16 protein-coding genes are annotated in these 26,213 nt (G+C 35.5%); 4 read left to right on the forward strand and 12 right to left on the reverse strand.

Features of this window, described 5'->3' with window-relative positions; all coding sequences use genetic code 11:
* Window positions 1-153 precede the first annotated feature (153 nt).
* Window positions 154-1,512, reverse strand: a complete 1,359-nt coding sequence (locus DNU06_RS00915) for a M20/M25/M40 family metallo-hydrolase (RefSeq protein ID WP_111061326.1) — start codon at window positions 1,510-1,512, stop codon at window positions 154-156.
* A gap of 9 nt (window positions 1,513-1,521) precedes the next feature.
* Window positions 1,522-2,328: an XRE family transcriptional regulator gene (locus DNU06_RS00920; protein WP_111061327.1), complete on the reverse strand. Its 807-nt coding sequence runs from the start codon at window positions 2,326-2,328 to the stop codon at window positions 1,522-1,524.
* A 64-nt stretch (window positions 2,329-2,392) separates the two neighbouring features.
* On the opposite strand from DNU06_RS00920, the gene DNU06_RS18170 reads away from it, so the two are divergent.
* A complete protein-coding gene (locus DNU06_RS18170; RefSeq protein WP_111061328.1) occupies window positions 2,393-2,581 on the forward strand; it encodes a cysteine-rich CWC family protein in 189 nt (62 codons plus the stop codon).
* Here DNU06_RS18170 and DNU06_RS00930 read toward each other — a convergent pair.
* Entirely contained in the window at window positions 2,578-3,747 is a 1,170-nt protein-coding gene (locus tag DNU06_RS00930) for a proline dehydrogenase family protein (RefSeq protein ID WP_111061329.1), read from the reverse strand. The genes DNU06_RS18170 and DNU06_RS00930 overlap by 4 nt on opposite strands.
* Before the next feature lie 88 nt (window positions 3,748-3,835).
* On the opposite strand from DNU06_RS00930, the gene aroB reads away from it, so the two are divergent.
* Window positions 3,836-4,903, forward strand: coding sequence for a 3-dehydroquinate synthase (aroB, locus tag DNU06_RS00935; protein WP_111061330.1), 1,068 nt, complete (start codon window positions 3,836-3,838; stop codon window positions 4,901-4,903).
* Here the strand turns inward: aroB and DNU06_RS00940 are convergent.
* Genes DNU06_RS00940 through DNU06_RS00950 form a run of 3 tightly spaced genes read right to left on the reverse strand, consistent with a single transcriptional unit; the run spans window position 4,900 to window position 9,913 of the window.
* Complete coding sequence (locus DNU06_RS00940) at window positions 4,900-6,966, reverse strand: ComEA family DNA-binding protein (protein WP_111061331.1); 2,067 nt, start codon at window positions 6,964-6,966, stop codon at window positions 4,900-4,902. The genes aroB and DNU06_RS00940 overlap by 4 nt on opposite strands.
* Complete coding sequence (locus DNU06_RS00945) at window positions 6,963-7,775, reverse strand: PorV/PorQ family protein (protein ID WP_111061332.1); 813 nt, start codon at window positions 7,773-7,775, stop codon at window positions 6,963-6,965. The genes DNU06_RS00940 and DNU06_RS00945 overlap by 4 nt, the downstream gene beginning before the upstream one ends.
* A gap of 20 nt (window positions 7,776-7,795) precedes the next feature.
* Window positions 7,796-9,913 carry a helix-hairpin-helix domain-containing protein gene (locus DNU06_RS00950; RefSeq protein WP_111061333.1) on the reverse strand — a complete coding sequence of 706 codons (2,118 nt, stop codon included), beginning with the start codon at window positions 9,911-9,913 and terminating at the stop codon, window positions 7,796-7,798.
* 189 nt (window positions 9,914-10,102) lie between these two features.
* Here DNU06_RS00950 and DNU06_RS00955 point away from each other — a divergent pair, with 189 nt between their 5' ends.
* Window positions 10,103-11,182, forward strand: coding sequence for an aminotransferase class I/II-fold pyridoxal phosphate-dependent enzyme (locus tag DNU06_RS00955; RefSeq protein WP_111061334.1), 1,080 nt, complete (start codon window positions 10,103-10,105; stop codon window positions 11,180-11,182).
* Here the strand turns inward: DNU06_RS00955 and DNU06_RS00960 are convergent.
* From DNU06_RS00960 to DNU06_RS00980, 5 genes are all read right to left on the reverse strand, one after another.
* Window positions 11,173-12,150: a sulfatase-like hydrolase/transferase gene (locus DNU06_RS00960; RefSeq protein WP_111061335.1), complete on the reverse strand. Its 978-nt coding sequence runs from the start codon at window positions 12,148-12,150 to the stop codon at window positions 11,173-11,175. The genes DNU06_RS00955 and DNU06_RS00960 overlap by 10 nt on opposite strands.
* Before the next feature lie 140 nt (window positions 12,151-12,290).
* Window positions 12,291-14,228: a LamG-like jellyroll fold domain-containing protein gene (locus tag DNU06_RS00965; RefSeq protein ID WP_111061336.1), complete on the reverse strand. Its 1,938-nt coding sequence runs from the start codon at window positions 14,226-14,228 to the stop codon at window positions 12,291-12,293.
* A gap of 203 nt (window positions 14,229-14,431) precedes the next feature.
* A complete protein-coding gene (locus DNU06_RS00970) occupies window positions 14,432-21,223 on the reverse strand; it encodes a T9SS type A sorting domain-containing protein (protein WP_111061337.1) in 6,792 nt (2,263 codons plus the stop codon).
* A gap of 247 nt (window positions 21,224-21,470) precedes the next feature.
* Window positions 21,471-22,142, reverse strand: coding sequence for a PKD domain-containing protein (locus tag DNU06_RS00975; RefSeq protein ID WP_111061338.1), 672 nt, complete (start codon window positions 22,140-22,142; stop codon window positions 21,471-21,473).
* A gap of 150 nt (window positions 22,143-22,292) precedes the next feature.
* Window positions 22,293-23,090 carry a M90 family metallopeptidase gene (locus DNU06_RS00980; RefSeq protein WP_111061339.1) on the reverse strand — a complete coding sequence of 266 codons (798 nt, stop codon included), beginning with the start codon at window positions 23,088-23,090 and terminating at the stop codon, window positions 22,293-22,295.
* A 213-nt stretch (window positions 23,091-23,303) separates the two neighbouring features.
* Here DNU06_RS00980 and DNU06_RS00985 point away from each other — a divergent pair, with 213 nt between their 5' ends.
* Window positions 23,304-23,723 (forward strand): hypothetical protein, encoded by a 420-nt coding sequence (locus DNU06_RS00985; protein ID WP_111061340.1) that lies wholly within the window; start codon window positions 23,304-23,306, stop codon window positions 23,721-23,723.
* 45 nt (window positions 23,724-23,768) lie between these two features.
* Here DNU06_RS00985 and DNU06_RS00990 read toward each other — a convergent pair whose 3' ends face one another.
* Window positions 23,769-26,126 (reverse strand): T9SS type A sorting domain-containing protein, encoded by a 2,358-nt coding sequence (locus tag DNU06_RS00990; RefSeq protein ID WP_111061341.1) that lies wholly within the window; start codon window positions 26,124-26,126, stop codon window positions 23,769-23,771.
* Window positions 26,127-26,213 lie beyond the last annotated feature (87 nt).

Here is a 26,213-nt window from a genome sequence, read left to right on the forward strand (position 1 = left end):
TATTTATCAATGTAAGTTATTTTTTTTGAATGTGAAAAAATATTCGATAGATAGAATAATAAAACAGACAGAACATATTATTTGATAGACAAAAGTATTTTTAAACGTTTGAAGCCGGATAATCAAAAAAGTGACTTTTTTAGAATAATGCTGTTACAATTTTTGATCTAACAAATAAAGCATGGCGCTCATAGCTGCAGCACCTAATTCTAATTCTCTTTTATTCACATTTTCGAATACATCTGAATGTGCGTGGTGGTAATCAAAATATCTTTGAGAACTAATTGCTAAACCTAATTGCAACATAGCCGGATAATATTCTCTTAGGGGATTTATATCTACCCCACCATATCCTGCTTCCAGTCTATATATTTGAAATGGGTTCAATATTTTGTACATATTTTGCACAAATTTAAGTTGTGTGCTATCTCCGACAACATCAAATCCAACAGGTAAAAAACCACCACGATCAGATTCTATGGCAGCAATATGCACTTCTTTTTTTTCAGCAGCAATTTTTGCGTAAGTTTTCCCACCAAAATTTCCATTTTCCTCATTCATAAACAACACCACCCTAAGCGTGTGTTTATTTTTATAACCAAGTTCTTTTAATATTCTCAATGCCTCTACACTATGTACTACACCAGCACCATCATCATGGGCACCTTCTCCCACATCCCAAGAGTCCAAATGTCCACCAATAGTTATTATTTGTGCATCTTCTTTACCCGTCATTTCTCCTATAACATTATAAGATACTTTATCTGCAAACTGGGCACAGTCCATTTCCATTTTTAATATAACCTTACCTTCCTTTAACCAATCACTTAATACATTTGCATGTTTTGTACTTATGGCCGCAGCGGGTATTTTATTGACATTCGCCTCATAATGCATAGACCCAGTATGTGCAAAATGATCTGTTGGTGTAGCAAGTGAACGAATAACCACACCCAATGCTCCTTTTTTTGCAGCTTCCACCGCACCATTTCCTCTAATTGGCCAACAAGCGCCATACGCCTGAAATGTTTTGATTAATTTTTGATCGAAAGGCTTATTGATAAATACTATTTTCCCTTGAATTGCAGCGGCAGATTTATTGCGTAAAGCATCCAAATCTTCTACCTCAATTACCTCAGCCGACAATAAACCATTGGTACCAATAGACATACCTAAAGCTAAAATATCTAACTTTAATAACTTACCATTTTCCGTGGTTATCCAACCCACTTCTTTTGTACCTCTCTCCCAATGTGGCACCATGATCTCCTGCAAGTAGACCTTATCAAAATTAGCCGCCTTTAATAGTCTTTGCCCCCACTCAACTGCCATTTCAGCTTCTGCAGAACCGGTAACTCTCGCACCAATATCTTTACACAATGAACGTAGATTTTCATAGGCTTCTCCATTCTCGAGCGCTTCATCATATATTTTCCGAATGAATACCTCTTCCTTTTGTGCTAAAACTGTAAAAGAAAATAGAATAATAAAAGGAAGGAAAAAATTTTTCATTTGGTAAAATTAATCGTTTTTTGGAATATAAGTATTTCTAATATGTTTCACATCTGCCTGTAACCCTAAAATAGCTTTGGTTAGTTCGCTCTCTTTAAAACTAACAGATGGAATATCGTGACAAATGTAATTCACAAATTTCCATATCTCCACCACCTCATTTGCATGTACTTCATAAGGTTCATAAAATGGATTAGTAGAACACAGCTGGAAGCTTTGCGCATCATCTAGCCTATTGTGGACAATTTTAAAAACAACACCTTCATTCTGTGTCACTACGATATAGGGATATCCCGACTTTAAGTTACGCCAATTTTCAACGTATTCTCCCACTACATAACTGCCATCAGAAACTGGAGGCATGGAATCTCCCTTAATTGGAAATGTACGGTATTTTCTATCTTTTTTTAAAAAAGGTAGTTGAAAGGTAGGCAATACAGAAATAAATTCAGGATCGCTGTAGCCTGCAGTATATCCAGCACTTGCTTTTTCTGATACTAATTCAATATTTTCATTGTCGTCTTCATTGACGGTTGTCGCAAGAATTCTTAACTTTTTACCTTCTAAATCTACGTGAACCCCTTGGGATAATTCATGCCACTTTTCTACCCCTAAACTAGGCAAGTCTTTTTTAATCAGCACATCTACAGGCACCCCATAAAATTGACTAAACTTGAGTAGATTTTGCACATTTGGCTCTGCAACGCCATTCTCATAACCAGAATAGGACGATCGGGTTAACCCCAATTCATTCGCAAGCTCTTCTTGTGATATTTTTTTATTTTTACGAAGGAATTTTAAATTTTCTCCAATCATTATGCGTATTATTTAGTCAAATATATTTATTTTTGTTTAATTTTTAATCAAAAACAAGCATTAAATGTTAAAAAACTGCGCAAAATGTGACCAATCGTTTGAATGTAAGGCATCCAACATAGATGCCTGTCATTGCAATACCATTAAACTAAACAAATGGCAATTGAACTACATACATGAAAAATATAATAATTGCCTTTGCAATGCATGTTTAAAGGAAATGTTGCAAATTGGACCAGTCCAAGTCGTTTAAATGGCTTTTCTTCTTTTTTTCTCTTTCACTATAAGTGACAACTCTCTTCCCATTTGACCTGCAACCGAAGTATTTTCTTCTGCACGTCGTATTAAATAAGGCATCACTTCTTGGATAGGACCATATGGAACATATTTTGCGACATTATAACCTTTAAAGGACAAATTAAAAGAAATATGATCGCTCATGCCTAATAATTGTGCAAAATATAAATGCGGATGATTTTTAGCCAACTGATGTGTTTCAATAAGTGCAATAAGTTTAGCTGAACTCTCTTCATTATGTGTACCTGCACAAACAGCTATATTATTGATATGTTCTACCATATAGGTTAAAGCTAAATTATAATCCCTATCTGTAGCTGCTTTGTTGGGCTGAATGGGAGAAGTATACCCTTTGGCTTTAGCACGGTCTCTTTCTTTTTCCATATATGCGCCCCTCACCAATTTCACACCTAAAATATAATTGCCATTTTTGGCTTTCTGATGACTCGTTTTTAGGAAATCTAGACGGTCGTGACGGTACATTTGAATGGTATTATAAACACAAGCTTTCTCTTTGTTATATTTTGCCATCATGGCATCTGCCATTCTATCTATACTGTTTTGAATCCAACTGTCTTCAGCATCAATAAATACAGGTACATCATTTTCAAATGCAGCTTTACAAATTGCATCCACTCGCATTAAAACGCTAGCGAATTCTTGCTTTTCTTTTTCATTTAAATTTTCTACGCCATCATTTGCTTTCTCTAACAAACTAAATCGAGAAACACCTGTAATTTTAAAAACAGAAAATGGTATGGCATCATTCGCTTTCCCCTTGAGGATGGTATCGATTATTTCTTCTTTTGTCGCTTCCAAATCTGCAAGTGACTCTTTACCTTCTACAGAGTAATCAAGAATGGTCCCAATTTTATAATTATTCAATTGATTTATTTTCAAGTCACAATCTTGAATAGACTCTCCCCCACAAAACTGTTTGAAAATTGTTTTCTTTATCAACCCTTTTACCGGTAAATGCAAAGTAAAAGCAACATTAGTTGCTACTTTACCAAATTTTACTAACCATGGTTTTCCCATGAGGTTAAATAACCAGTACGACCAGTTTAAGTCAGAATTTGACTTACTTTCGAAGGCTATTTCTGTATTATCGAATGAAATCATACGCAAATATAATTCTGTTTTTGATTTAAGTTCTATTCCGCAATAATTATTATCACTTCCATCCAATTTATTTTATCTTTGTTTGGTGATGAAAAATGAAATGCAAACCGATAAAAACGCCATATACTTTGGAACTGAAAGTAATGAAGCAATTCAAGAATTTTTAGAGAAAAATTACAAGCAATCTAAAAAAATAATTTTGACGGATGATAAGGTTTTTGGCATTTGGATAGAGAATTTTATCACTTCCATTCCAGCCTTAAATGACGCTGAGATAATTCAAATTCCTGAAGGAGAAGCGTCAAAATGCATGGAAATAGTAGTTCAAGTCATTGAAACCTTGTCGGATTACAAAATTTCCAGGGCAGATCTCTTGATTAATTTTGGTGGTGGAATGGTGAGTGACATTGGTGGTTTTATAGCTGCTATTTACAAAAGAGGTATTGACTTCATCAATATCCCAACCACTTTACTGTCCCAAGTAGATGCTTCGATAGGTGGAAAAACAGGTATTGACTTAGGTCCTTTAAAAAATCAAATTGGTGTATTTACTAATGCACAAAAGGTATTTATTAATTCAGGATATTTAAGCACCTTGCCCCACGAGGCAATGCTATCTGGTTATGCTGAGATGTTAAAACACGGTTTAATATACTCAAAAAGGCATTGGGAAGAACTGAAAAAATTCAACTGCACAAAAACGGAAGGTGCCCTTCCTTTCATTAAAGATTCCGTAGAAATTAAACAAGAAATTGTACGTTTAGACCCATTAGAACAAAACATCCGAAAAAGTTTAAACTTTGGCCACACGATAGGCCATGCCATTGAAGGTTTTTTACTCGTTAATGAGCAACCTATCCAACATGGTATCGCAATTGCTTGGGGCATGTATGCCGAAGCCTTTATCGCTTATAAATCCAACTTATTAACTAAATCGGAATGGGAAGAAATAAGTTATATTATCACGGACATCTATCCCCCTTTAAACCTTGACAGTTCGCAGCAAGCTACTTTGATAAAATTGATGGAGAATGATAAAAAAAACAAAAATGGTAAAATTCAATTTACGTTAATAAATACAATAGGCAAAGGCATCATTGAACAAGTTGTCCCTAGAGAGTTAATATTAGAGGCCTTGGATGAAATATTAAACTAAAACCTAAACTTTAACTGAACCTTTATTTCCGAACGGTGGTTACCTGCTATTTCTTCTAGGCCGGTAGACAGGGATTTTTCATTGATAAAAGTGGTTCTGCTCCAACGTACCCATATATCCACTTTTCTACCTATTTCATATTTCCCCATTAAATAAGTCCGAAATCCTTGGTTGTACAATGCAGGAATACTAAATACATACAGCAAATCATTTTCATACGTATAAATCCTTGAATTATAGTCATCCGTATCAAAAACGGCATACCTAGCATATAATTTAAGCGGTATTTTGTTAAATTTATAAATCACATCTTGAAATAAGACAATGCCTTTTGATGTCGTTTTATTAAAATCATAAAACGCGTATTCAAAACGAGACTTAACCGTAATATTTTTATTTACACTATGGGAATAGTTTAACCTAAAATGATGTGTTGCTTCAAAATCCTGCGGTGTAATGGAAGCATCAGAACTACTTATATTTCTTTCTTTCAACTTATTTCTATACCGTATATAAAAATTTGCGTACCGACTCAAATCAAAATCAATTTGGAAGAAAATTGCGCTACCTACAGAAGGGCCATCCACTAAATATTTTAACCATTTAGACTGATATTGGTCGTAATAAGCTGATACGTTTATTTTCGAAGTTGGTCTTGCCAAAAAACCAAAATAAATACCATTCTCGTTTTGTGAGCTACCAGAAAAATTAGCGACATATAAGTTTTGATTGGCCAGACTAAAATAGCGGTGCATGACCACTAAATCTAATTTGGGATCCACATGCCAGGTCACTCCATTTATGGTATTTAACTTTCCATTGAGGGCACTTGCTGTCTCTCCAAAAAGAGATACCTTATGCCAAATATACTGGTAATCTACACCTATCGAAACCTGAGAAGTTCCATTAAAGTCAAACTTATTATACAACAAATCACTGCCTTCAATATTTTTATCAAAATGCGTGTACATCCCGGTCATATTAATTTTAAAATTTTCAGTCTGATAACTTAGTGCCCCTCCCACATTCATTTGACCTATGGTATTTTTTGCCGCCAATTCCTTTTCTGTCCTATGATAGCCTGTCAATTGAAAAGTATTTACATAATCCTCCAATAATAGTGAGTCATTATTTTGGAGTACTGCGTCTACTTTTTTGTAAGATGCAAATAAGGTCGTCTGCCATTTATTTTCACCAAAACTCATGCCTACACCACGCATAAAATTCCCCTCGTTCACCGAGGTATAAGCACGCAATCCTTGACCATATTGTTTGGCATTCAAAACTTGAGCCGAACGCCCCATATTAAAACCTGTCCAAATATTTAAGCCTTGACCGAAACTCACTTGAAAATCACCTACTACTAATTTTTTAAAAACGCCAAGATCCTGTACCATCACATGACCAGAATAAAAGTCAAATCCTTTTTGTTGTGGATTAAAAGTAAATGCTTCCCCTGGATCTTTTTCAGCTGTTAAACCAATACTCAAGTTATTTTTATAGGTATACCGATACCTTAAGTAATATTTATTGGCATCCCCTAAATATTTTTTATTCGGGTTGAGTGCTAAAATAGAATCGGGCAAAGTAAGGTAACCTGCTTTTTCTTCCAACACCCTTTGGTACCGCAACATTAAATCATGCTTCCCATATTTAAAAGCTTTTTTCCAATTTACCTGATCTAAAGTAGACGCTCCAATTCTGACAAAAGGCAGTATTCTATCTATCGTGGATCTATCAAAACCAGGAATAGCGTTTAATTCATATATACTTAAAATTTTACGTAAGGACTTTCGATAGGAAATCAAGGCATTAATTTGTTGATCGGTTAACAATCTTAACTCCTTTAAATCTTCCGCAGTAGCTTGATTTAAATTGAGTGGATTATCCATTAAAAAATAATAGATTTCAATGATACCTGTAAAGTCTATATCTGTATCTTCAAACTCCTGACTAATAAATTCTATGGTTCTTTCTAAAATTAAATCCTTCTCCATTTCATTCACTTGCGCAAAGCTATTGCCTGTGATAAAAAAAAGAAGAATGGCTAGAATTTTTTTCATTTAAAAGCATAGGTTAACCCTATGGTTGGCGTAAGGCCAATTTGGGCATGCCAAACACTGGCGATATCAATGGTAAACTTATTCAAATTAATCCCCACACCAAAAGCGGACTGAAAAGGATATGTATTGATTCCAAAACGAATATCAAACACTGCATTTGCATTAATTTCCAGTCCTGACTTAATATTTAATTTTTGCGACAAATCTTTTTCAAGATCGATAAGCCAAATAATCTGGTTACTCAGTTGAAACTGACCTCCAAGAATAAATAAAGTAGGCAACCTTTCGTTTTGGAAATCGGAAATCTTAGCCCGGTTAATGTTTAATACACTGGCGCCAAATTGCACTTTTTTATTTAGTTTATAGTTTACGCCGACACTAGCAGATACATTTTGTGTTTTACCGTATATATCTCCAAAACGGGTAGAATGGTAATTTAAATTCACCCCCATTCCAATGCGATTGGATAATTGCATGGCATAAGTCCCACCTATTTGTATCTGCCTAAATAATTGAAAACCTGACTGCTGTATAAAAACGCCCACATTACCAGCTTCGGTCTGATGTCCAAAACTAATATTTTGGGTAGCCAACTCATTCAGTAAAAACCGATTGGCATATTGTAAATTTACTGCTGTGCCTTCAAAAAAACCAAAAGCACCCGGATTATTTTTCACTGCAACAACATCACTCAATGTTGCCCCTACATTTCCTAAACCGACTTGACGAGCACCTATTTGACTCGAAACCTGTCCAGCTACAAAAAACAAGTTAAAATTCAACAAAAAAAATAAAAAGCCATGCTTCATATTGGAAAGATAATAATTATTTAAATTTTCAACGTTAAGCCAATGCGATTTCTTGCAGCATCTACCTCAATTACTTTTGCTTGCACGTGTGCATCAATTTGAATTACATCCGTTGGTGTCTCCACAAAATGATTGGCCAATTGTGTTTTATGAATTAACCCATTTTGCTTGATTCCTACATTAACAAAGGCGCCAAAATCTGTAACATTGGTGACAATTCCATTAATCATCATCCCAACCTTTACATCCTCAATGGTTTTAATTCCAGGTGTAAATTCAAATATTTTTACCGAAGCCCTTGGATCAACTCCGGGCTTTTTGAGTTCCTTTACTATATCAGCCAAAGTAAATCCACCAATTTCATTTATCAATGCTTCGTCGGCAAGTACTTTTGAAAGAATAGTGTCATTGCCAATTAAAGCAGCGGGTTTAACTTTATAAGTTTTACTCAGTTGACTTACCACACTATATTGCTCAGGATGAATCGCAGAATTATCCAGTGGATTTAATGCGTTTTTTATTCTTAAAAAACCTGCAGCTTGTTCAAAAGCTTTAGCACCTAGTCTAGGTACTTTTTTCAATTCTTCTCTCGTTTTAAAACTTCCATTCTTTGATCGGTACTCAACAATAGATTCCGCTAATTTCGGTCCTAGACCAGAAACATATGCCAATAAATGTTTTGAAGCGGTATTTAAATTTACCCCAACTTGATTGACGGCTTGAAATATCATAAAATCAAGTGCTTCTTTTAATTTCACTTGATTGACGTCGTGTTGATATTGTCCAACGCCCAATGATTTCGGATCAATTTTCACCAATTCAGCCAAGGGGTCACTCAACCTTCTTCCAATTGACACTGCCCCTCTGACGGTGACATCAAAATCTGGAAATTCTTCTCTTGCAATTTTGGAAGCGGAGTAAATTGAAGCGCCATCTTCTCTTACAATGTAAACTTTTACATCCCGGTTAAAGTGGATGTGTTTAATCCAATTTTCCGATTCTCTACCCGCGGTACCATCTCCGATTGCAATGGCATCAATTTTATACATTTCAACCAATTGGCCTATTTTGGCCGACGCTTTGCTGCGTTCATTTTTGGGTGGATGTGGGTAAACTGTCGTATTGTTCAATAGGTCCCCATTTTCAGCCAAACAGACCACTTTACAACCAGTTCTAAAACCTGGATCTATGGCTAAAATTCTTTTGGAGCCAATGGGAGGAGCCAATAATATTTGGCGTAAATTTTTACTGAAGTTACCAATCGATTTGTCGTCTGCAAGTCCCTTAAAGTGATTGCGGACTTCGGTCTCCAGGCTAGGTTCTAAGTTTTTTTTGTAAGCCGTTTTAATGGCCTTTTCAATCACGGCGGTACTTTGGTTGTTTTGTTTGATAAAAAATCGATTTAACCACTGTAAGTTATAGTCGTCATTTGGACGAATTTTCACCCTTAACACTTTTTCATTCTCCCCCCTTAAGGCAGCTAATAAGCGATAAGAAGGACATTGATTTACAGCTTGTGTAAATTCATAATACGCTTTAAACTTCTCTTCTTTATCTATTGCATTCTTAATTTTCTTACTACTTAAAATACTAAATTTCAGGAATGAATCTCGCATTTTATCTCGTACGATATCATTTTCAACAATCCACGAAACAATAATTGCCTCCGCACCAGCCATTGCAAGTTCGGCCGTATCAAAATCTGTTGCCAAAAATCGATCTGCCCATTGTAGAGGGTCTCCATTCTGTTGAGACATGACCATCTTTGCCAGACCAATTAAACCAGCTTTAGTAGCCTTTGTGGCTAAATTTACTTTTTTCTTTTTGAAAGGTAAATAAATATCTTCCAGCTTGGTCAATTCAAAACAAGCTTTAATTTTCTTATCCAATTCCGCTGTCAAATCACCAGATTCATCCATTACTTTTAGAATGTGCTCTTTTCTTTTTACTATATTTTCAAAAGTGGTGTTTGACTTTAATATTGCATCAATTTGTACCTCATCTAAATTTCCAGTTTGCTCCTTTCTATATCTCGCGATAAAAGGTATAGTCCCTCCTATTTCAGTTAAACTTAAAACCGATTTAATCTGTGCCTCTTTTAATTGGGTATTTTTTTGAATGAAGTCAATACTTTTCATAACACAAAGTTAAAGCTTCCAAGCGCATAAAAAAGTAGTTACAGTAATTATTAGTTCATTTTATACGATTTTAATACTCGGTTTGCCAGACGCATAACCGACATTAAAAACGCCTTATTAACATAATTTCAACAATCTGAATACTAATCAATAATCCAATTATATTTGCACAAATCCCAAATAAGTCTTATGAAATTCCCCTTAAACTTACAAGCTAAAATTGATAAAAGATTAAAGGATGGTAGTTATCGTACCATGATAGACTTAGACCATTTGATTGACTTTTATTCAAATGATTATTTTGGTGCTGCTAAAGTGAAATATCATAGTGATTTAGCACATGGCTCAACTGGATCAAGGTTAATTTCTGGCAATTCAAATTATGTAGAAGATTTAGAAAAAGACTTAGCTGCTTTTTTTAACTATGAAAGTGGTTTACTTTTCAATTCAGGTTTAGATGCCAACTATGGTATATTTTCTTCCATTTTGGAACGGGGAGACACCGTTATTTTTGATAGTTTAATCCATGCTTCGATTCGTGATGGTGTTCGAATGAGTTTTGCAAAATCATACAATTTCAAACACAATGACCTTCAAAGTTTAGCCTCCAAATTAAAACTAGCCAAAGGTAATATTTATGTGGTGGTAGAGTCCATTTACTCCATGGATGGTGACATCTCTCCTTTGGCTGAAATTGTAAAATTAGCAAAGGAATATGGTGCATATATCATAGTAGATGAAGCACACTCTGGTGGTGTAATTGGAAATGAAGGACGAGGTTTGTCGCATGAATTTGATTTAGACGAAGATATTTTCATTAAATTAATCACCTTCAGCAAGGCTTATGGTGCATTTGGTGCAGTAGTTTTATGTTCCCATCAAATGCGGGAATACCTCATCAACTTTTCAAAGCCTTTTATTTATACTACAGCTATTTCTGATTTTACGGCAGGTAGAATTAGACAAGTTTTTGAGTTAGTGAAAGGCATGAATAAAGAAAGAAAAACACTAAGGGAAAACATCAATTACTTTCGTTCATTGGCCCAAGGAAAAAGCTTACAAATCACCAATAGTTCCACTTCCATTCAAGCGATTATCATTCCAGATATAAAATTACTGGTCGACAAAATAAACGAATTAATTGAAGCGGGATTTGCAGTACGAGGAATTGCACCACCAACAGTACCAATTGGACAAGAAAGAATCAGAATTTGTATTCATGCACACAATACTAAGGCAGAAATCAAATCCTTACTCGATCATTTTTGATCCTTGTTTTCACTTTTTTTACCCAATAGTTCCCAAATTACATTTCCTTTAGCCGTTGGCATATTTATGTGTAATAATTCGGCAGCTGTTGCATTTAGGTCTAATAAATCGTGGTGTTGATTAATTTCAGTACCAGCTTTAAAGTCAGGTCCAATTGCAATTAAACTTATTTTTTTACAGCCTGCACATCTATCCCCATGACTTTTAAATCCATCTTTTACATTATCTAAATGTCTTCCGTGGTCATTTGTAATAAACAAAGTAGTATTATCTTTCATTACCTCATCCTTTTGAATCATGTCCCACAACTCAAAAGCCAGTTTGTCGTTTTGCTTAATTGCACGAATATAATTTTTCCAATTACCTTGGTGTGCCCATGCGTCAATTTCTAATAAATTTATTATCGTAACTGCTGGTTTATTTAATGTAATTAATTCTTGGAATATTTTAAACAACTTCGCATCACCAGGATAACCAGTACCAGAACCATTAATTCCGGAATATACAGAGGGATAAAATTCTCTCACCCAACCTTTAGCTTTTGTATAGCCTAAAACATTTAACTTTCCTTTAGTTGTCATTACCCAAGCTTTTCTTTTATCTGCTTTATATTGCTTTAAGTAATACTGGAAAATAGAAGGTCTTTTAGGGATTTCCTTTCCTGAATTTTCCATGTGCTGATAAATACCCGTAGTCATGGCAGTATGCCCACTTATTGTATAGGTAGGGCCGTCATTTGAAAAATCATTAAAAAACACCCCTTGTGGCCTTAGTTCATTATTTAAATAGGGCACATTTTGTTTGGTAGAATCACCAAAAGTTTCAGACCAACGTGGTCCATCTAACACAAGAATAATTACATGCTTTGTTTTATATTCGTTCGGAGAATTGATTTGCTGTATTGCCTTACTAGAAAACAGTAGACCTAAAACGGCAATTAAACTGAAACCGTAAATAATTTTCTTCATGTGAAAAGGGTTTAGGATACAATAATACTACTTTTTAAGGAAATAGCATTTCTCCTTCTCCTATTACTCTTCCGTAAATTAAAAAAAAAGACCGAATCATATTGATCCAGTCCTTTATTTTATCGGCCTAAAAAACAACTTTACTCCTTCATAAAAGTGCTTGTTTTTTGAAGCCTATTTTCGAAATAGAATGCACAAGTATAAGTACCGTTAGGTAAATCTCTCACGTCAATACTGTTTAAATTATTTGTAAGTTCAAACTCATTAATGAATTTTCCTTGTAAATCATACAATACCAATCTACCACCAATTTGTTCTGGATTAATTTTAACTTGCAACAAACTTGATGTCGGGTTTGGATACACCGTTAAGAAATCCAATTCAGGATTAAATAATCCAGTAAATTCTAAATTCAAATTAATCGTAATTACGCTATCGCAACCTAAGGTAGTGGATAAAATTTGGGTATAAGTACCTGTTGAATCATAAGTTGTTCCGTTTAGGGTATATTGGTCCACTTCATTTATATTCAATGTGGTTTGACCTGGCATATTTACGGTGACTATTACAGAATCCTTATTTGTACATAAATTAACATCTATACCATTCACTACATATGTAGCAGTGGTGTTAGGCATAAAGCTCGCCCCGTTACTTACCCCGTTGTTCCAGTTATAAAAATTAGCCCCTGTTCCCGTTAATGTAACTGCATCTCCTTGACAAATGACAATATCATTTCCTGCAGAAACTATAGGTTTAGGATTAACCGTAATGGTTACCGTACTCGTATTAGAACAACCAACAGAATCTGTTCCTGTCACGGTATAAGTAGCGGTAGTAGTTGGACTAAAAGCAACGCTATCCACAACGCCATTATCCCATACATACGTAGCACCACCACTCCCTTTTAAAATAAGTTCATTTCCTATACATACCGATTTATTCGGTCCTGCATAAATATTTGGTTGGTATAAATTAATCGTTACATCATCTGTACCATTGCATCCGTTAACATCTGTTGCGGTAACAGTATATGTTTGCGTTGATGTGGGGGTAAAAGCAACACCATCATTCACGCCATTGTCCCAAGTATACGTTGTAGCACCACTACCACTTAAGGTTACACTATTGCCATCACAAATGGTGATATCTGCTCCTGCATTTACCAAAACTGGATGCAAGGCTATAGTTACAGTATCTCTTGCAGAACATCCATTAATATCAGTACCTGTTACAATGTAAGATAAATCAGCAGTTGGATTGAAACTAACACCATCAGTAATTCCATTATCCCAATCATACGTATTTGCGCCTGACCCGGAAAGGGTATAAGGCGCGTTAGCACACACTGTCGCATCTGAGCCAGCATCAACTGTTAGAAGGGTATTTGTAACGGTGAATAAATCATTTATTTCGCAAGTAGACAAAGCCCTGTGCCAAATCCCTAAATCATCAATACTTCCGTTAAAATAAGATCCACCTATTCCTCTTCCTACGTAAAAGGGTAAATTTGCAGAAGCCGTATTGGTATGTGTAAAATTAGCCGTTGATTGCCATACATTATCTTTATAATATGTCATTAACCCAGCCTCATACACCATTACATGATGCTCCCAAGTATTTAAAGAAAAGGGAGCTGACATACTGATCCATGTTTGAGACTGTTTATTCGTGCCAAAAGACATGTTGGTAGCACCTCCTTGTAACAACCAAATAAAGTTGCCACTAGTCCCGCTTCCATTCATCAAACAAACACCTCCAGCGGTAGACGCTTTCGACACCCAAACAGAAACTGTAAAGTCATCTGCATCATCAAAAGTAAAACTAGGATTTGTTTGTAACAAATATTGATTGGTACCATTAACGGAATAGGCTGAATTTGGATTTCCAAACCTATCCGTTGTAAGAACGGCGCCATTATTTGTCAAATGACTGGCATTGGCACTGGCATCATTAGAATTGCCTGAAAAAGACCAATAACTTTCTAAGTCATTTGTTGGAACATAACTTGGTACTTGCGCTATACTAATTGAAACCATTAACAAAGCCAAAAACGATAATAATAGTTTTATTTTCATGATTTTAGTTTAAATCAAATATAACATTTTTTACACATGTATTTTTTATACGTTGAGTTTTCAACATAAAAACCGACTAGCTGTTACATTTATCAAAAAACAGCTCACCATTGTAAAAGCCAACTCTATTATATTAGCTATAAAAAGCAACAATATATACTCAGAATTTTTCCTCTTAAATGAATAAAAACGGCATCAAAATTTTAATCCACCACCAGTTGTTTGGTATAAATTCCATTGATTCCGGTTACTTGCACCGTATAAATCCCGGGACTTGCCTCCAACAATTGAATCGTTGTTTTGTTTTCTGTTATCTTTTTTTCAATTATAATTTGACCCGCCATATTAGTAATTACTAATTGAGTCGGACTATTATTTACCGGTATAGTAATGGTAAAAAGCCCTTGATTTGGATTGGGGTAAATATTAAAATAATCCACAGATGACTTATCCAACCCTACCCCAGTTACTGTAGCACAATTGGTGATTACAAAACAAGAATCCTTGGTAATTTCACACGCATAATTCCCATTAATACTAGCTTCAAAAATGCCTGTAGTAGCGCCTACGATTGGAGCATTTCCATTACTACAATCTAACCATTGATACATAACACCTACTTGGGTTTCATTTGCCGATAAAGTAACACCATTAGTGATAGAAACTGTATTGTCTAAATCAATGATGGTTAAGTTGATGGTAACTACACTATCACAACCTGCAGTATTGCTAAACAATTCAGTATAAGTCCCACTACTATTATAAGTCAACCCAGCGTTAGAGATATACGATTCACATCTTGTCTCAGTAAGGGTTAAACTAGAACTATAATTCACGGTTAAATCTATACTAATAATACTATCGCAACCAGCATTATTTAAAATCGTATCGTTGTACATTCCAGAAACAGTATACACGGTACCACTCGGACTTGTATAAGTATCACACACCACTTCGATTACATTACTAAAAGTAGGATTACACACTGTAATCTCAAAATTATCCATGTACACATTGGCACTCCCGCCACTTGCTGAAGTAGTTGCATAGAAGCCTATTTTAACAATACCACTGTAACCGCTTAAACTTATTATTGTGTGGTCTCCAGTATTGGAAGGCTTGTTTGCTGCAGTCCATGCTTGTAAGATATTAGTACTTTTCCAGGTTACCCCATCATCTGTTGAAATGATCACCGCCAATGAATCATCTGCATCAAAATTGGAAACACCGGTACTCAAGTATGCTGTTGAGGCAACATCAAACTCCATGATATGGTCTAATGTACCATTACCTAAATCAATAGACGGTGAAACTAGCCATTCATATTTCGGCGTTCCATTACCTGGAGAATACACATACATTCTGGCTGCGCCAGATGAACCAACATTACCAAAGCCATCTGCAGCCCATTGCGAAGAGAAAGGGTTAGTCATTATGGTATTCGACTGACTTAAAGCTCCTGTAAATTCGGTCCAACAATCTGGTAAATAAGTGCTAAATCCTTCAAAATAATAAGGTACTACCACTTGACAGTTGGTATGGATTGAAATGGGACCAGACCACACACTTGTGTTACCTATACCACAAGAATCTAAAATATAAATATCGTAACTTGTATTTGGCATTAAACCATTGATAATTCCTGTAGAATTTGTCGTGTTCACCGAGGTCCCTGTGCCCAAAGTAAAACCTGTTGTGCCATATTGAATCACCGAATTAGCCGCGCCAAGAGTCCAACTCAACGTTACGCTAGTATCCGACAAATCATCAATTGTAATATTTAACGGTTGTTGACAAGGCGGAATAGGCTTTACTGCAAAATTATCGACATATACATTTACATTGTTACCTGAAATAGTTGTGGACGAATACAAACCAAATTTCACCACACCAGTGTAAGCTATTAATTCTAATAGTTCAAAATCTCCTGTATTAGATGGCGGATTGTTATATGTCCACGTTTTTAAGATATTGTTTGTGGTCCAAGTCGCGCCATTATCCAATGAAATCACTAAAGCTAAAGTATCATCAGCCCCTAAAATATCCACACTCGAATTTGACCAAGCGGTCATGGCTAAATCAAATTCTACTTGATATCCAGTAGTTCCATTTCCTAAATCGATACTAGGCGAAACCAACCATTCATGAATGCCATTGCCAACAATATTCATTCTTGCCGCACCTGAGGTACCCACATTCCCAAAGCCATCTGTTGTCCATCCAAATGAACCAGGTGAATTTAAACCTACGGCTGTTGCAGAAAGCAACCCACTATACTTCTCCCAGCATTGTGGTAAAAAAGCAGTAAAATCTTGCGTATAAGTCGGAATATAATTTGGACAAGGAGTTGAAAATTCGAACGGTCCATTCCAGCGACTTAAAGTTCCAATCCCACAGGAATCTATTAAATAAAATTCATAATCCGTAATTGGGGTTAGACCATCAATTAATACTTCACTCGAATCGGAATACAATGTGGTACCTGTACCAATTGTAAATCCGGGCGCACCGTATTCAATAAAAGTATGTGTTCCAAATGTGTTCCAACTAATTAAAGCACTATTTGCCGTGAGGGTTTCCATAGCGACATCAAATGGACGTGGGCAATAAGGAATTTCAAAATTATCGATATAAACATTAATATCTCCACCAGGTGCAGATGACCTAGCATAATAACCAAATCGAACCACTCCGGTATAGGCTGATAAATCAATTGAAATAAAATCTCCAGCTGCAGTAGGTTCTTTTCCTGTATACCATCTCATTAATGAATCTGTTTGATTCCAGGTTAGACCATCATCCGTAGAAATATATAAAAACAATGAATCATCCACATCAAAACTACCTTGATTCGTATTGTTATCGTCTGTCAATGCAATGTCAAATTCAAGTCTAAAATTCCCACTAGTTCCAAGGTCAATACTTGGAGAAACCAACCAATCGTTGTGTGTGGTTAACCAATAGTGCATTTTTGCAGCCCCAGTAAACCCAACGTTTCCAAATCCATCTTGTGCCCACCAGTTACTAGAATTATTCCAATTTAAGTTACCGTTTACAAAATTGGCATTAAAGGTTGTCCAACAATTTGCAGGATAAGTATCATAGCCTTCAAAATATGGTGCAGTAAAAATTGGACAAGGTGTAGTGAAGGAACGTACCAAAGACCAATTGCTGGTGTCACCTGGGCCACAAATAGTTCTGACATAATAATCATAGGTAGTTTGATCAGTCAAACCACTTAGACTAAAAGGATTTGATGTAGTAGTAATCAAGTTACCTGTACCTGGTGAAAACCCAGAAATTCCATATTCTATTTGGGCATTAGTCGCTGCGTTAGTCCAAGCAATGTCCACCGAGTTTGCGAGCAAATTACTTATAGAAATATTAGTTGGTGTAACACAACTCGGAATCGGCATGATTCTAAAATCATCAATAAACCCATTTGAACTTGTTGTATTGGTAGAACTTGCGGCATAAAAACCAAACTTCACCAATCCTGTATAAGCCGATAAATCAGCTGCAAAATAATCTCCTGTCATAGCAGGCTGGTCACCCATTTTCCATGTTTTCAAAATATTTGCTTGGGTCCAAGTAATACCATTATCAGTAGAAATAACAAAAGCCAATGTATCATCCGCATCAAAATTAACTGAACTTGCGGTCGCATAATACGGCGTCACTGCTATTTTAAATTCAGCATGATAATTAATTGCTCCGGAACCTAAATCAATGGTTGGAGAAATGAGCCACTCATCAATATTAGCGCCATTAATTACCGTTTTTGCAGCAGCAGAACCGGAAGTCCCTCCAAAACCTGACTGAATCCAATTTGAATTAATACTACTTAAAACTGTACCATTTAATTTTAATTCTCCTTGTTTTTCTTCCCAACAATCTGGTAGAAAAACACCAAAATTCTGCGTATACGTTGGTGCATAAACAGGACATGTGGTTGTAAAACTTATTGGACTTGAATAATAACTCGTATCGCCTGGAGAGCAAATATCACGGATATAAAATTCATATGCTGTCAAATCCGTCAAGCCCGATAAAGTGGTTGGATTAGTACTCGTTACCACTTTGAATCCGGTGCCAGGAACGAATCCAAATGGCCCATATTCAATTTCAACTGTTGCGGCACCACCTGTGGCCCAAGAAACATCAGCCGATTGACTAGTAATATTTGTAACTGTTAAACCTGCTGGTTTAGCACAAGTGATACCATTATCAATTCTAAAGTTATCAATGTAAACATTTTTATCACCTCCATTCACCGTTGACGCGGCATAAAAGCCGAACTTAACCAAACCGGAATAAGAAGATAAATCAATACTGACCGCATCCCCAGTATTTGACGGTTCGGTCCCTGCTCTCCATACTTGTAAAATATTACTTTGCTTCCATGTAACCCCATTATCAGTAGAGATTACGATTGCCAAGGTATCATCATTCCCTAAAGTAGAAGAACTGGTGCCACTCCATGAAGTCAATGCGACATCAAATGTTAAGTCGTAAGTATTCGTTGTTCCTAAGTCGACTGTGGGAGAAATAAACCAATCCTTATTCGAAGACCCAGCAATATTCATACGCATAGCACCTGTATAGCCAACATTTCCAAATCCATCAGACAACCAACTAGAATAGCCAATGCCTAAAAAAACAGTATTTGTATTATTAAGAAAACCTCTGTCTCGTTCCCAACAGCTAGTAGGATACATAGAATAGTCTTGATAATAAGGAGGAATGACCACAGCGCAAAGCGTAGTAAATGTTCTTTTAATAGAATAATCACTGGTATCCCCAATCGCACAAATGTTTCTGATGTATATATCATACTCACTTTCTGCCTGTATACCAGTCAAAGTATAAGGAGCCGTTAATGCCGTAGCAATAACTCCAGTACCAGGCACAAACCCAACAGGTCCATACTCAATGACAACACCATTTGTTGTTGGTATAGTCCAGTCTATAGAAATACTATTTATTGTTGGATTAGACAGAATAAACGTTTGCGGTTGGTTACAACTTGGAGCATTTACAATTTTAAAATTATCGATAAATATTTTTCTAGCGGATGCACTTGCTGAAGAAGCGACATAGAAACCAAACTTTACAGTTCCAGTATATAACGAAAGGTCAAAACTTGCAAAATCACCGGCACCAGAAGGATTCACACCGTTTTTCCAGGTCTTTAAAATATTAGCCGTCGACCAAGTCACCCCATTATCTGTTGAAATAACAAATGCCAAGGTATCATCTGCATCAAACGTATTATTTTCTGCATTATTCCATTGCGTTAATGCCACTTCGAATTCAGCTTGAAAAGTATTACTCGTTCCCAAGTCGAAAGTAGGAGAAATTAACCATTCTTCCCTTCGATTAGTTGTTGATTGCAAAGCCAGTCTAGCCCCATTTGAACCAATATTTGCGAATGCCCATCCGTCCCAAAGTGAAGTCGCCCCAGCAGAGAAAACGGTGTTTGTCCCCCCTAAAGTCCCTTGTCCTTCTGTCCAACACGCAGGTAAATAAGTTTCAAAATTTTGGGCGTATGGTGGCGTAAAACTAATTGGACAAGGTGTAGAGATAGTCATAGGTATCGACCAATCACTGGTATCGCCTACGGCACAAATATTTCGCATATACACCTGATAAGTTGCTCCAGCAGCTAATGTATTTATGGTATAAGAGGTACCGGTAGCTAACGTATTTGTTCCTGATCCCAATTGAAAACCAATTAACCCATATTGAATTTGTGTATTTAAAGTAGCTCCATTATCCCACGAAAGATCGGCACTATTCACCGTTAAATTATTTACGGAAAGCTGAAACGGTTTTAGACAAGATGAACTTTTTGAAATTGAAAAATTATCGACAGATAGTATTTTGTAATTTGAAAACCCTGAAGACGCACCATAAATACCAATTTTTACTATGCCTGAATAAGCAGAAAGATCTAATTCATAATGTGAGCCCACATTTGATATGGCGTTTCCAGCGGTCCACATGCGGAGTATATTGGTATTGTTCCAAGTAATTCCATCATCCGTTGAAATTACAAAAGCAAGTGTATCATCCGCATCTAATGCAGCTGCATCCGTATTGGAGGTGTAATTTAAAGCCAGATCAAAGGCTAGGGCATAATTTTCTGTTCCTAAATCGAAAGAAGGAGAAATTAACCATTCCCTATGATTGCTATAGGAAATATTAAGTTTTGCTGCAATCTCCCCTGCTACATTTGCATAATTACCATCATTCCAATCAGAGCTCGTGGTGTTTGTAAAATTGGTATTCACGGTACCTAACTTGCCTTCTTTTTCTTCCCAGCATGTAGGTATATAGTTTTCAAAACCTTGGGTATAGATATGACTCTTTGGCTGATTACAATCTGTTGAAATACCCAGAAATGTAACATTTGGAGCAGCCGCTTTTAGTCCACCTAATGTCACAATGGCTTTTGGTGGATTCACTGGATCAGGGTTATTTCCAATACCATCATTGGCATATACCATACTGCGCAAACCAGATTTTGAACTCGCAAAAAATTTATCGTATACACCACCTTGTCCAGCGGAATTTTCATCTATCGCAATGACCAAATTATCGATTCCATTATAAACAAAAGTACTTGTGAAATTGACGGTCACCTCGCCTAACGCGTTTTGCATTACAGTTCCTGAGTACAATAAATTTAAATCGGCATGTGCCACCCAATCAGAATCATTTGTAAAAACATCTTTAGTCGTTGTTCCGATAAACACGTCCCACTGATCGATATTTTGCAAACTATTGCCGCTTTTATAAAATGTTAATCCGTCAATTCCTCCTGAACTTCCCACTTCGTTTGGTGTGTAGATAAACTGACTATAAGTATAATCTTTGGTAACATCTACCGGTAATCCTTGATTGGTCAGGGTACCATTTCCAGAAGTAATTTGAGCAAAGCTCGACACTACACTCATTAATAAAGTGGTAAACAGAATAATTTTCAATCGCATGTATATCGTTTTATATTGCTCAAAAGTAAGTAAAGTTTAGACGATACGATACAAGTAATGGCTGCTTAACTGCTAAATTTAGCAGCATGTTAGTTTCTATTTATTTGGTAACCTTCTCTATAACCTATCTATTGACATCCGTTTTTTTTATCCACTCACATTTTATAGTTAGCACTGAAACGATAAAGCCCAGCATATTAACACTGGGCTTTATTAATCTTAATAGACTGTAAATAAGAAATATAATCTATTTTTTGGAATAATAAAACGTTTGAAAAGTTCCTTTAATATTTGTATTACTACCATCCATTGAACAATTCGTTCGATCGTCATACACTAATTTCAAAGTAGTTTCTGTGCGTTCAAATTGAAAAAGTTGTCCAATATAATAGCCTACTTTGGTAAACAATAATTGACCATCATTGATGTATGTATAACTTTCTTTGAAAGAATAATTACCATTATAACGCAAGGCAGTTCCATCTTGATCAAATTTGATAAATATATCGTCAACATCAAAAATAAGTTCACTTGTAGAACCATCACAATTATAATAAAGACTATTCACACTATCTGCCTTCCAATAAGTATTACTCAATATATCGGTTCTCTCTTCTATCGAAATCGATTTACTATATTCTTTAGGTTCCGTTTTCTTCGCACCTTGGGTTTGAAGCGTAACAGTATACTCACCTACTGCCTGATAAGTGTAGCTTGGATTTTTTAAACTGGAAGAATTTCCATCTCCAAAACCCCAATAATAAGACAATCCATTATCACTTTCATTTGTAAAACTGACCGATTCTCCAATATAAAACAATTCAGAATTTGTACTAAACAAAGCAGTGGGATCTTCTTTTTTACAAGACGTCAATGAAATTGTCAAGGTTAATGTCGCAATTAAGTATAGACTTTTCATAATAATTAATGTTTTGATGAGTACCTAAAATACAGTATCTCAATATTATTTATCCATGAAAAAATTTTAAGTAGGTAAATGAAGACATAAAGGGCACAAAAAAGTATAACAACTGATTATGAAACATTTATTACTTTTTTGTTTTTTTACTTAATCCATCAAGTGCTTTTCACCAAACATTTCACGCATAAAACCATACAGTTCTGGATGCTTCTTGGCCAATAACTTAGGACGTTCGAAAAAGAATTCAGCGGCTACAGCAAAGAATTCAGCACTATTTGTCCCACCATAATTACGGATAGGTGATTTCCCCTTATTAATCTTCAAGATCTCCGTCCGAATTAAATCCAGCCAAGGAATAACATATTGTCTTTCCATTAATAATTCCGGCACGCCATCAACAGTGCCATCACGCATATCAATTAAATGTACAAATTCGTGGATGGCGGTATTTTGCTTATCAAACTCATTTTCAAACCCATGTTCTAGTGATGGTTTTGAGAGTACCATGGTCCCTGCTAGGTCTCCGGTTCCCACTTGCCCTAAAATGACACGTTCTTTACCTTTTACTTGATGATGTTCGTCGAATTGGGAAGGGTATAATAATACGCGGTCTAAATTAGAATAATGCCAATTATCAAAATTAAAAACTGGAATAACAGCACTGGCGGCAACCAAAATATTATCTTTTACACTGACATCACATTCCACACCAATAATTTCATGATTCAATAAAAAGGATTGTACTTTAAATTCGAATCTAGTCTTTTCAGCAGGCGACAAATTGCGATAAAAACAAACTGTTTCTTCCAGGATAGCTTTGTATGCCTTATCCATTTTAGCAGTTGGTATTCGCCATTTTTTTGTCCGAAAAAACTTAACATAATAAGCATAAGTAAGCACGAGAATTACTGAAAAAACGATAGGTAAGATTACTACAGGCGTCATTGTATTTTACAAAAATTATGGCTAAAAATTATAAATGTACAAAACAGTAGGCATAAACTTATCGAATAATACTTTACCTTTTCTTTAGCGAAGACAAATAAGGGGATGCTGTATTATTTTTCATAATGTATAATTCATTCGCTAAGAATATAATTTTTAACCAACTAAATCAGGATTGAATACGTTTAGTAAAGTAGATCAAAAACAAATATCATGAAATATTTACAGGCCATTTCAATCATTTTCCTATTTTTTTCTTGTGTTAAAAAAGACATACCCACCCCTACTGTTCCAAGCGAAACTATGGAGAGCGCTAATCATTTAATGCGTATCGAGATTGGTCACGAAAATTTTAAAAATCTAAGTATTAAGCTGAATTCACAAGAAATGGATAAGCGGGAATTTTTGATAGACAGTGGAGATGTAGTTGAAGTTGTAGTAGAAAATTTTTGTCAAAGCCAAGTTTACTATGGACTTGGTGACACCATAGGCCACGCTTATAATGATTGTAATGAAAACGAAATTAAATTATTTTTAGATGATGAATTTATTGACGGTGATCATTGCCCACAGGCTAGCATGCCCTACAATATATGTCCATCAGACTACCAAGTGAATTATACTTTTAAATAAATTGAGGAAAGCATTATTCATTGCCTTTAAGCATATTGAACAATATTATTCTTTAACTATTTTATAAGTTAATCGACCAGCGTTTAAGGTTTCAAAAGATAAAAAGTAGAGCCCTGGTGTCAACGCTTCTAAATCAATATTTAAATGCTCACTGTCTATCCATAGGTTTTGAATAACCTCTCCAGCTATGTTAATTAAAAACACCCTTGACACGAGATGATGTTCGCTTAAGGTTACGTTTATTTTTCCATTGGTAGGATTTGGGAAAATATGGATATCATTTATGGAGAAATTGTCATTCACTCCTAAACCAGTAATTTGGATACAAGCTGAAGTATCCACACAATTAGAATTAGACAGCTCTACTGCATAATCTCCATTTTCTATTGGCGTATAAGTTTGCGCATTTGCCCCAACAATCACTGCATACCCTTTATTACAATCTAACCATTGGTAGGTCCCTGTCCCCAAAGCTGTAATGGTTATCCCTGACAAACTCGTCATTGTATTTACATTGTCAATAGTTAAATCTAGGCTAATCACACTATCACAACCCACTGCATTCGGTAAAGTGTAAGTAGCTGTATTATTACTTGCAGCATAAGTAATCCCGTCTATCCACATATATGGACCACAAGCAGAGATTACTTCAGTAGCGGCACTAGAGTTCAACACCGTTAAATTCAAGGTTACTACACTATCACAACCAGATATATTTGTTAATACATGCGTTGCAGTAGTATTGTTACTGCTGTAAGTTATTCCATCCATCCAAGTGTAATTATCACAAGCAACTATAGTATCCATGGATGAATTGCCATACAAAATCGTCAAATTTAAGGTTACCACACTGTCACAACCTTCGACATTGGTCAATATATGCGTTGCGGTATCGTTGCTCGTGTTATACGTTACTCCATCCATCCAGGTATAATTCTCACAAGCGATAATGGTATCTGTTGTATAATTCACGATACATTGATCTAGTTTTAACACAAAAAAATCGGTATAGCCATTAACTGTAAAATTCAGAATTCCTGTATCCGGATTAAGATCCACCGTATTTTGATAATTACCGCTAAAATATAAGTCTTGCGAAAGGTCTAATGAAACTGAAGACATAGCATCTTGATGAGGACCGCCAATAGTTTTAGCCCACTGAAAATCACCAAGACTCCCCAATTTCAAAATGTAAATATCATTATAACCATTTGACGTAAAGTTAGAAATCGAATTGGTTTGATTAAAATTTATTGTACCCAAAAAACTACCAACAATATATAATTCCCCGGCAGGATTAGAAATTATTTGACTACAACTTTCATACATTGTCCCGCCAAAAGATTTACCCCATTCAAAAGCGCCACTAGTATCTATTTTAACCACAAAAACATCATTACCTCCATTAGACACTACATTCGAAATTCCACCTGAAGGATCTAAATCAATTGTATTTTGAAAGGTACCAGCAAGAAATATAAAGCCAGAGTCGTTTACATGAATAGCACGTCCACTTTCGTTATTTACATTACCAAAACTATTGGCCCATTCAAAATCCCCTGTATGATTCAACTTTAACAAATACACATCATCTATTCCACTTGAAGTTAAATTAAAAACACCATTACCAGGGTTAAAATCTACTGTATTTCGATAGCTACCTGTCAAATAAGCGTTACCATAATTATCCGTACTAATACCATTATTGAGGTCCGCTTCTGCACCACCAATCGATTTTGCCCAAACAAAATTACCAAATGTGTCTAATTTTTGAACAAAAACATCCGTGTTACCATTTGCCTGTAATTGATAAACAGCATTGGATGGATCAAAATCTAAAGAATCTCTATAACTTCCAGATAAATACAAATTACCACCAGCGTCTACATCCATATTAATATAATATTCAGCACTTAATCCTCCAAAACTTTTTGCCCAAACAAAATCACCATTTAAATCAAGTTTAAGTATAAAAAAATCGGAATAGCCATTTGAAATCAAATTAAAAACATTTGGACCTGGGTCTGCATCCATTGTATTATTGAAAGTACCAGATATATAAACGGAACCTAATTGGTCCGTAACTATATTAGCGCCTCTATCATCTCCTGTACCGCCAAACGACCTAGCCCAGAGTAATGAGCCATTTGCGTCTAATTTTTGGATGAAAATATCCTCATCTCCGTTTGAAGTTAAATTTAAGACAGCAATATCTGGATCAAAATCTACAGTAGTATAAAAATAACCACTAGTATATACATTACCATTCAGGTCTGTATGGTTATCCATACTAACATCAATAAAACTACCACCATTGGCAATTGCCCATTCAAAATCTGCATTTTGAGTATGCGCATAACCCATATAGAAAAAGGTTAAAAATATAATAAAAGCAATTTTCATAAATTATAGAGTAAGGTTTTAAAGAAAAGGTTCAGTAAATATATAAAAAAACCAATAGCATGATGGACCATAAATCGATCCCAAGCC

This window comes from Putridiphycobacter roseus (genome assembly GCF_003234935.1).
Classification (GTDB): domain Bacteria; phylum Bacteroidota; class Bacteroidia; order Flavobacteriales_D; family Crocinitomicaceae; genus Putridiphycobacter; species Putridiphycobacter roseus.

What these genes read in the sequence shown, in the direction of transcription:
- DNU06_RS00915 (WP_111061326.1), bottom strand. Translation starts at nt 1,512, where the DNA reads ATGAAAAATTTTTTCCTTCCTTTTATTATTCTATTTTCTTTTACAGTT.
- DNU06_RS00920 (WP_111061327.1), bottom strand. Translation starts at nt 2,328, where the DNA reads ATGATTGGAGAAAATTTAAAATTCCTTCGTAAAAATAAAAAAATATCA.
- DNU06_RS18170 (WP_111061328.1), top strand. Translation starts at nt 2,393, where the DNA reads ATGTTAAAAAACTGCGCAAAATGTGACCAATCGTTTGAATGTAAGGCA.
- DNU06_RS00930 (WP_111061329.1), bottom strand. Translation starts at nt 3,747, where the DNA reads ATGATTTCATTCGATAATACAGAAATAGCCTTCGAAAGTAAGTCAAAT.
- aroB (WP_111061330.1), top strand. Translation starts at nt 3,836, where the DNA reads ATGAAAAATGAAATGCAAACCGATAAAAACGCCATATACTTTGGAACT.
- DNU06_RS00940 (WP_111061331.1), bottom strand. Translation starts at nt 6,966, where the DNA reads ATGAAAAAAATTCTAGCCATTCTTCTTTTTTTTATCACAGGCAATAGC.
- DNU06_RS00945 (WP_111061332.1), bottom strand. Translation starts at nt 7,775, where the DNA reads ATGAAGCATGGCTTTTTATTTTTTTTGTTGAATTTTAACTTGTTTTTT.
- DNU06_RS00950 (WP_111061333.1), bottom strand. Translation starts at nt 9,913, where the DNA reads ATGAAAAGTATTGACTTCATTCAAAAAAATACCCAATTAAAAGAGGCA.
- DNU06_RS00955 (WP_111061334.1), top strand. Translation starts at nt 10,103, where the DNA reads ATGAAATTCCCCTTAAACTTACAAGCTAAAATTGATAAAAGATTAAAG.
- DNU06_RS00960 (WP_111061335.1), bottom strand. Translation starts at nt 12,150, where the DNA reads ATGAAGAAAATTATTTACGGTTTCAGTTTAATTGCCGTTTTAGGTCTA.
- DNU06_RS00965 (WP_111061336.1), bottom strand. Translation starts at nt 14,228, where the DNA reads ATGAAAATAAAACTATTATTATCGTTTTTGGCTTTGTTAATGGTTTCA.
- DNU06_RS00970 (WP_111061337.1), bottom strand. Translation starts at nt 21,223, where the DNA reads ATGCGATTGAAAATTATTCTGTTTACCACTTTATTAATGAGTGTAGTG.
- DNU06_RS00975 (WP_111061338.1), bottom strand. Translation starts at nt 22,142, where the DNA reads ATGAAAAGTCTATACTTAATTGCGACATTAACCTTGACAATTTCATTG.
- DNU06_RS00980 (WP_111061339.1), bottom strand. Translation starts at nt 23,090, where the DNA reads ATGACGCCTGTAGTAATCTTACCTATCGTTTTTTCAGTAATTCTCGTG.
- DNU06_RS00985 (WP_111061340.1), top strand. Translation starts at nt 23,304, where the DNA reads ATGAAATATTTACAGGCCATTTCAATCATTTTCCTATTTTTTTCTTGT.
- DNU06_RS00990 (WP_111061341.1), bottom strand. Translation starts at nt 26,126, where the DNA reads ATGAAAATTGCTTTTATTATATTTTTAACCTTTTTCTATATGGGTTAT.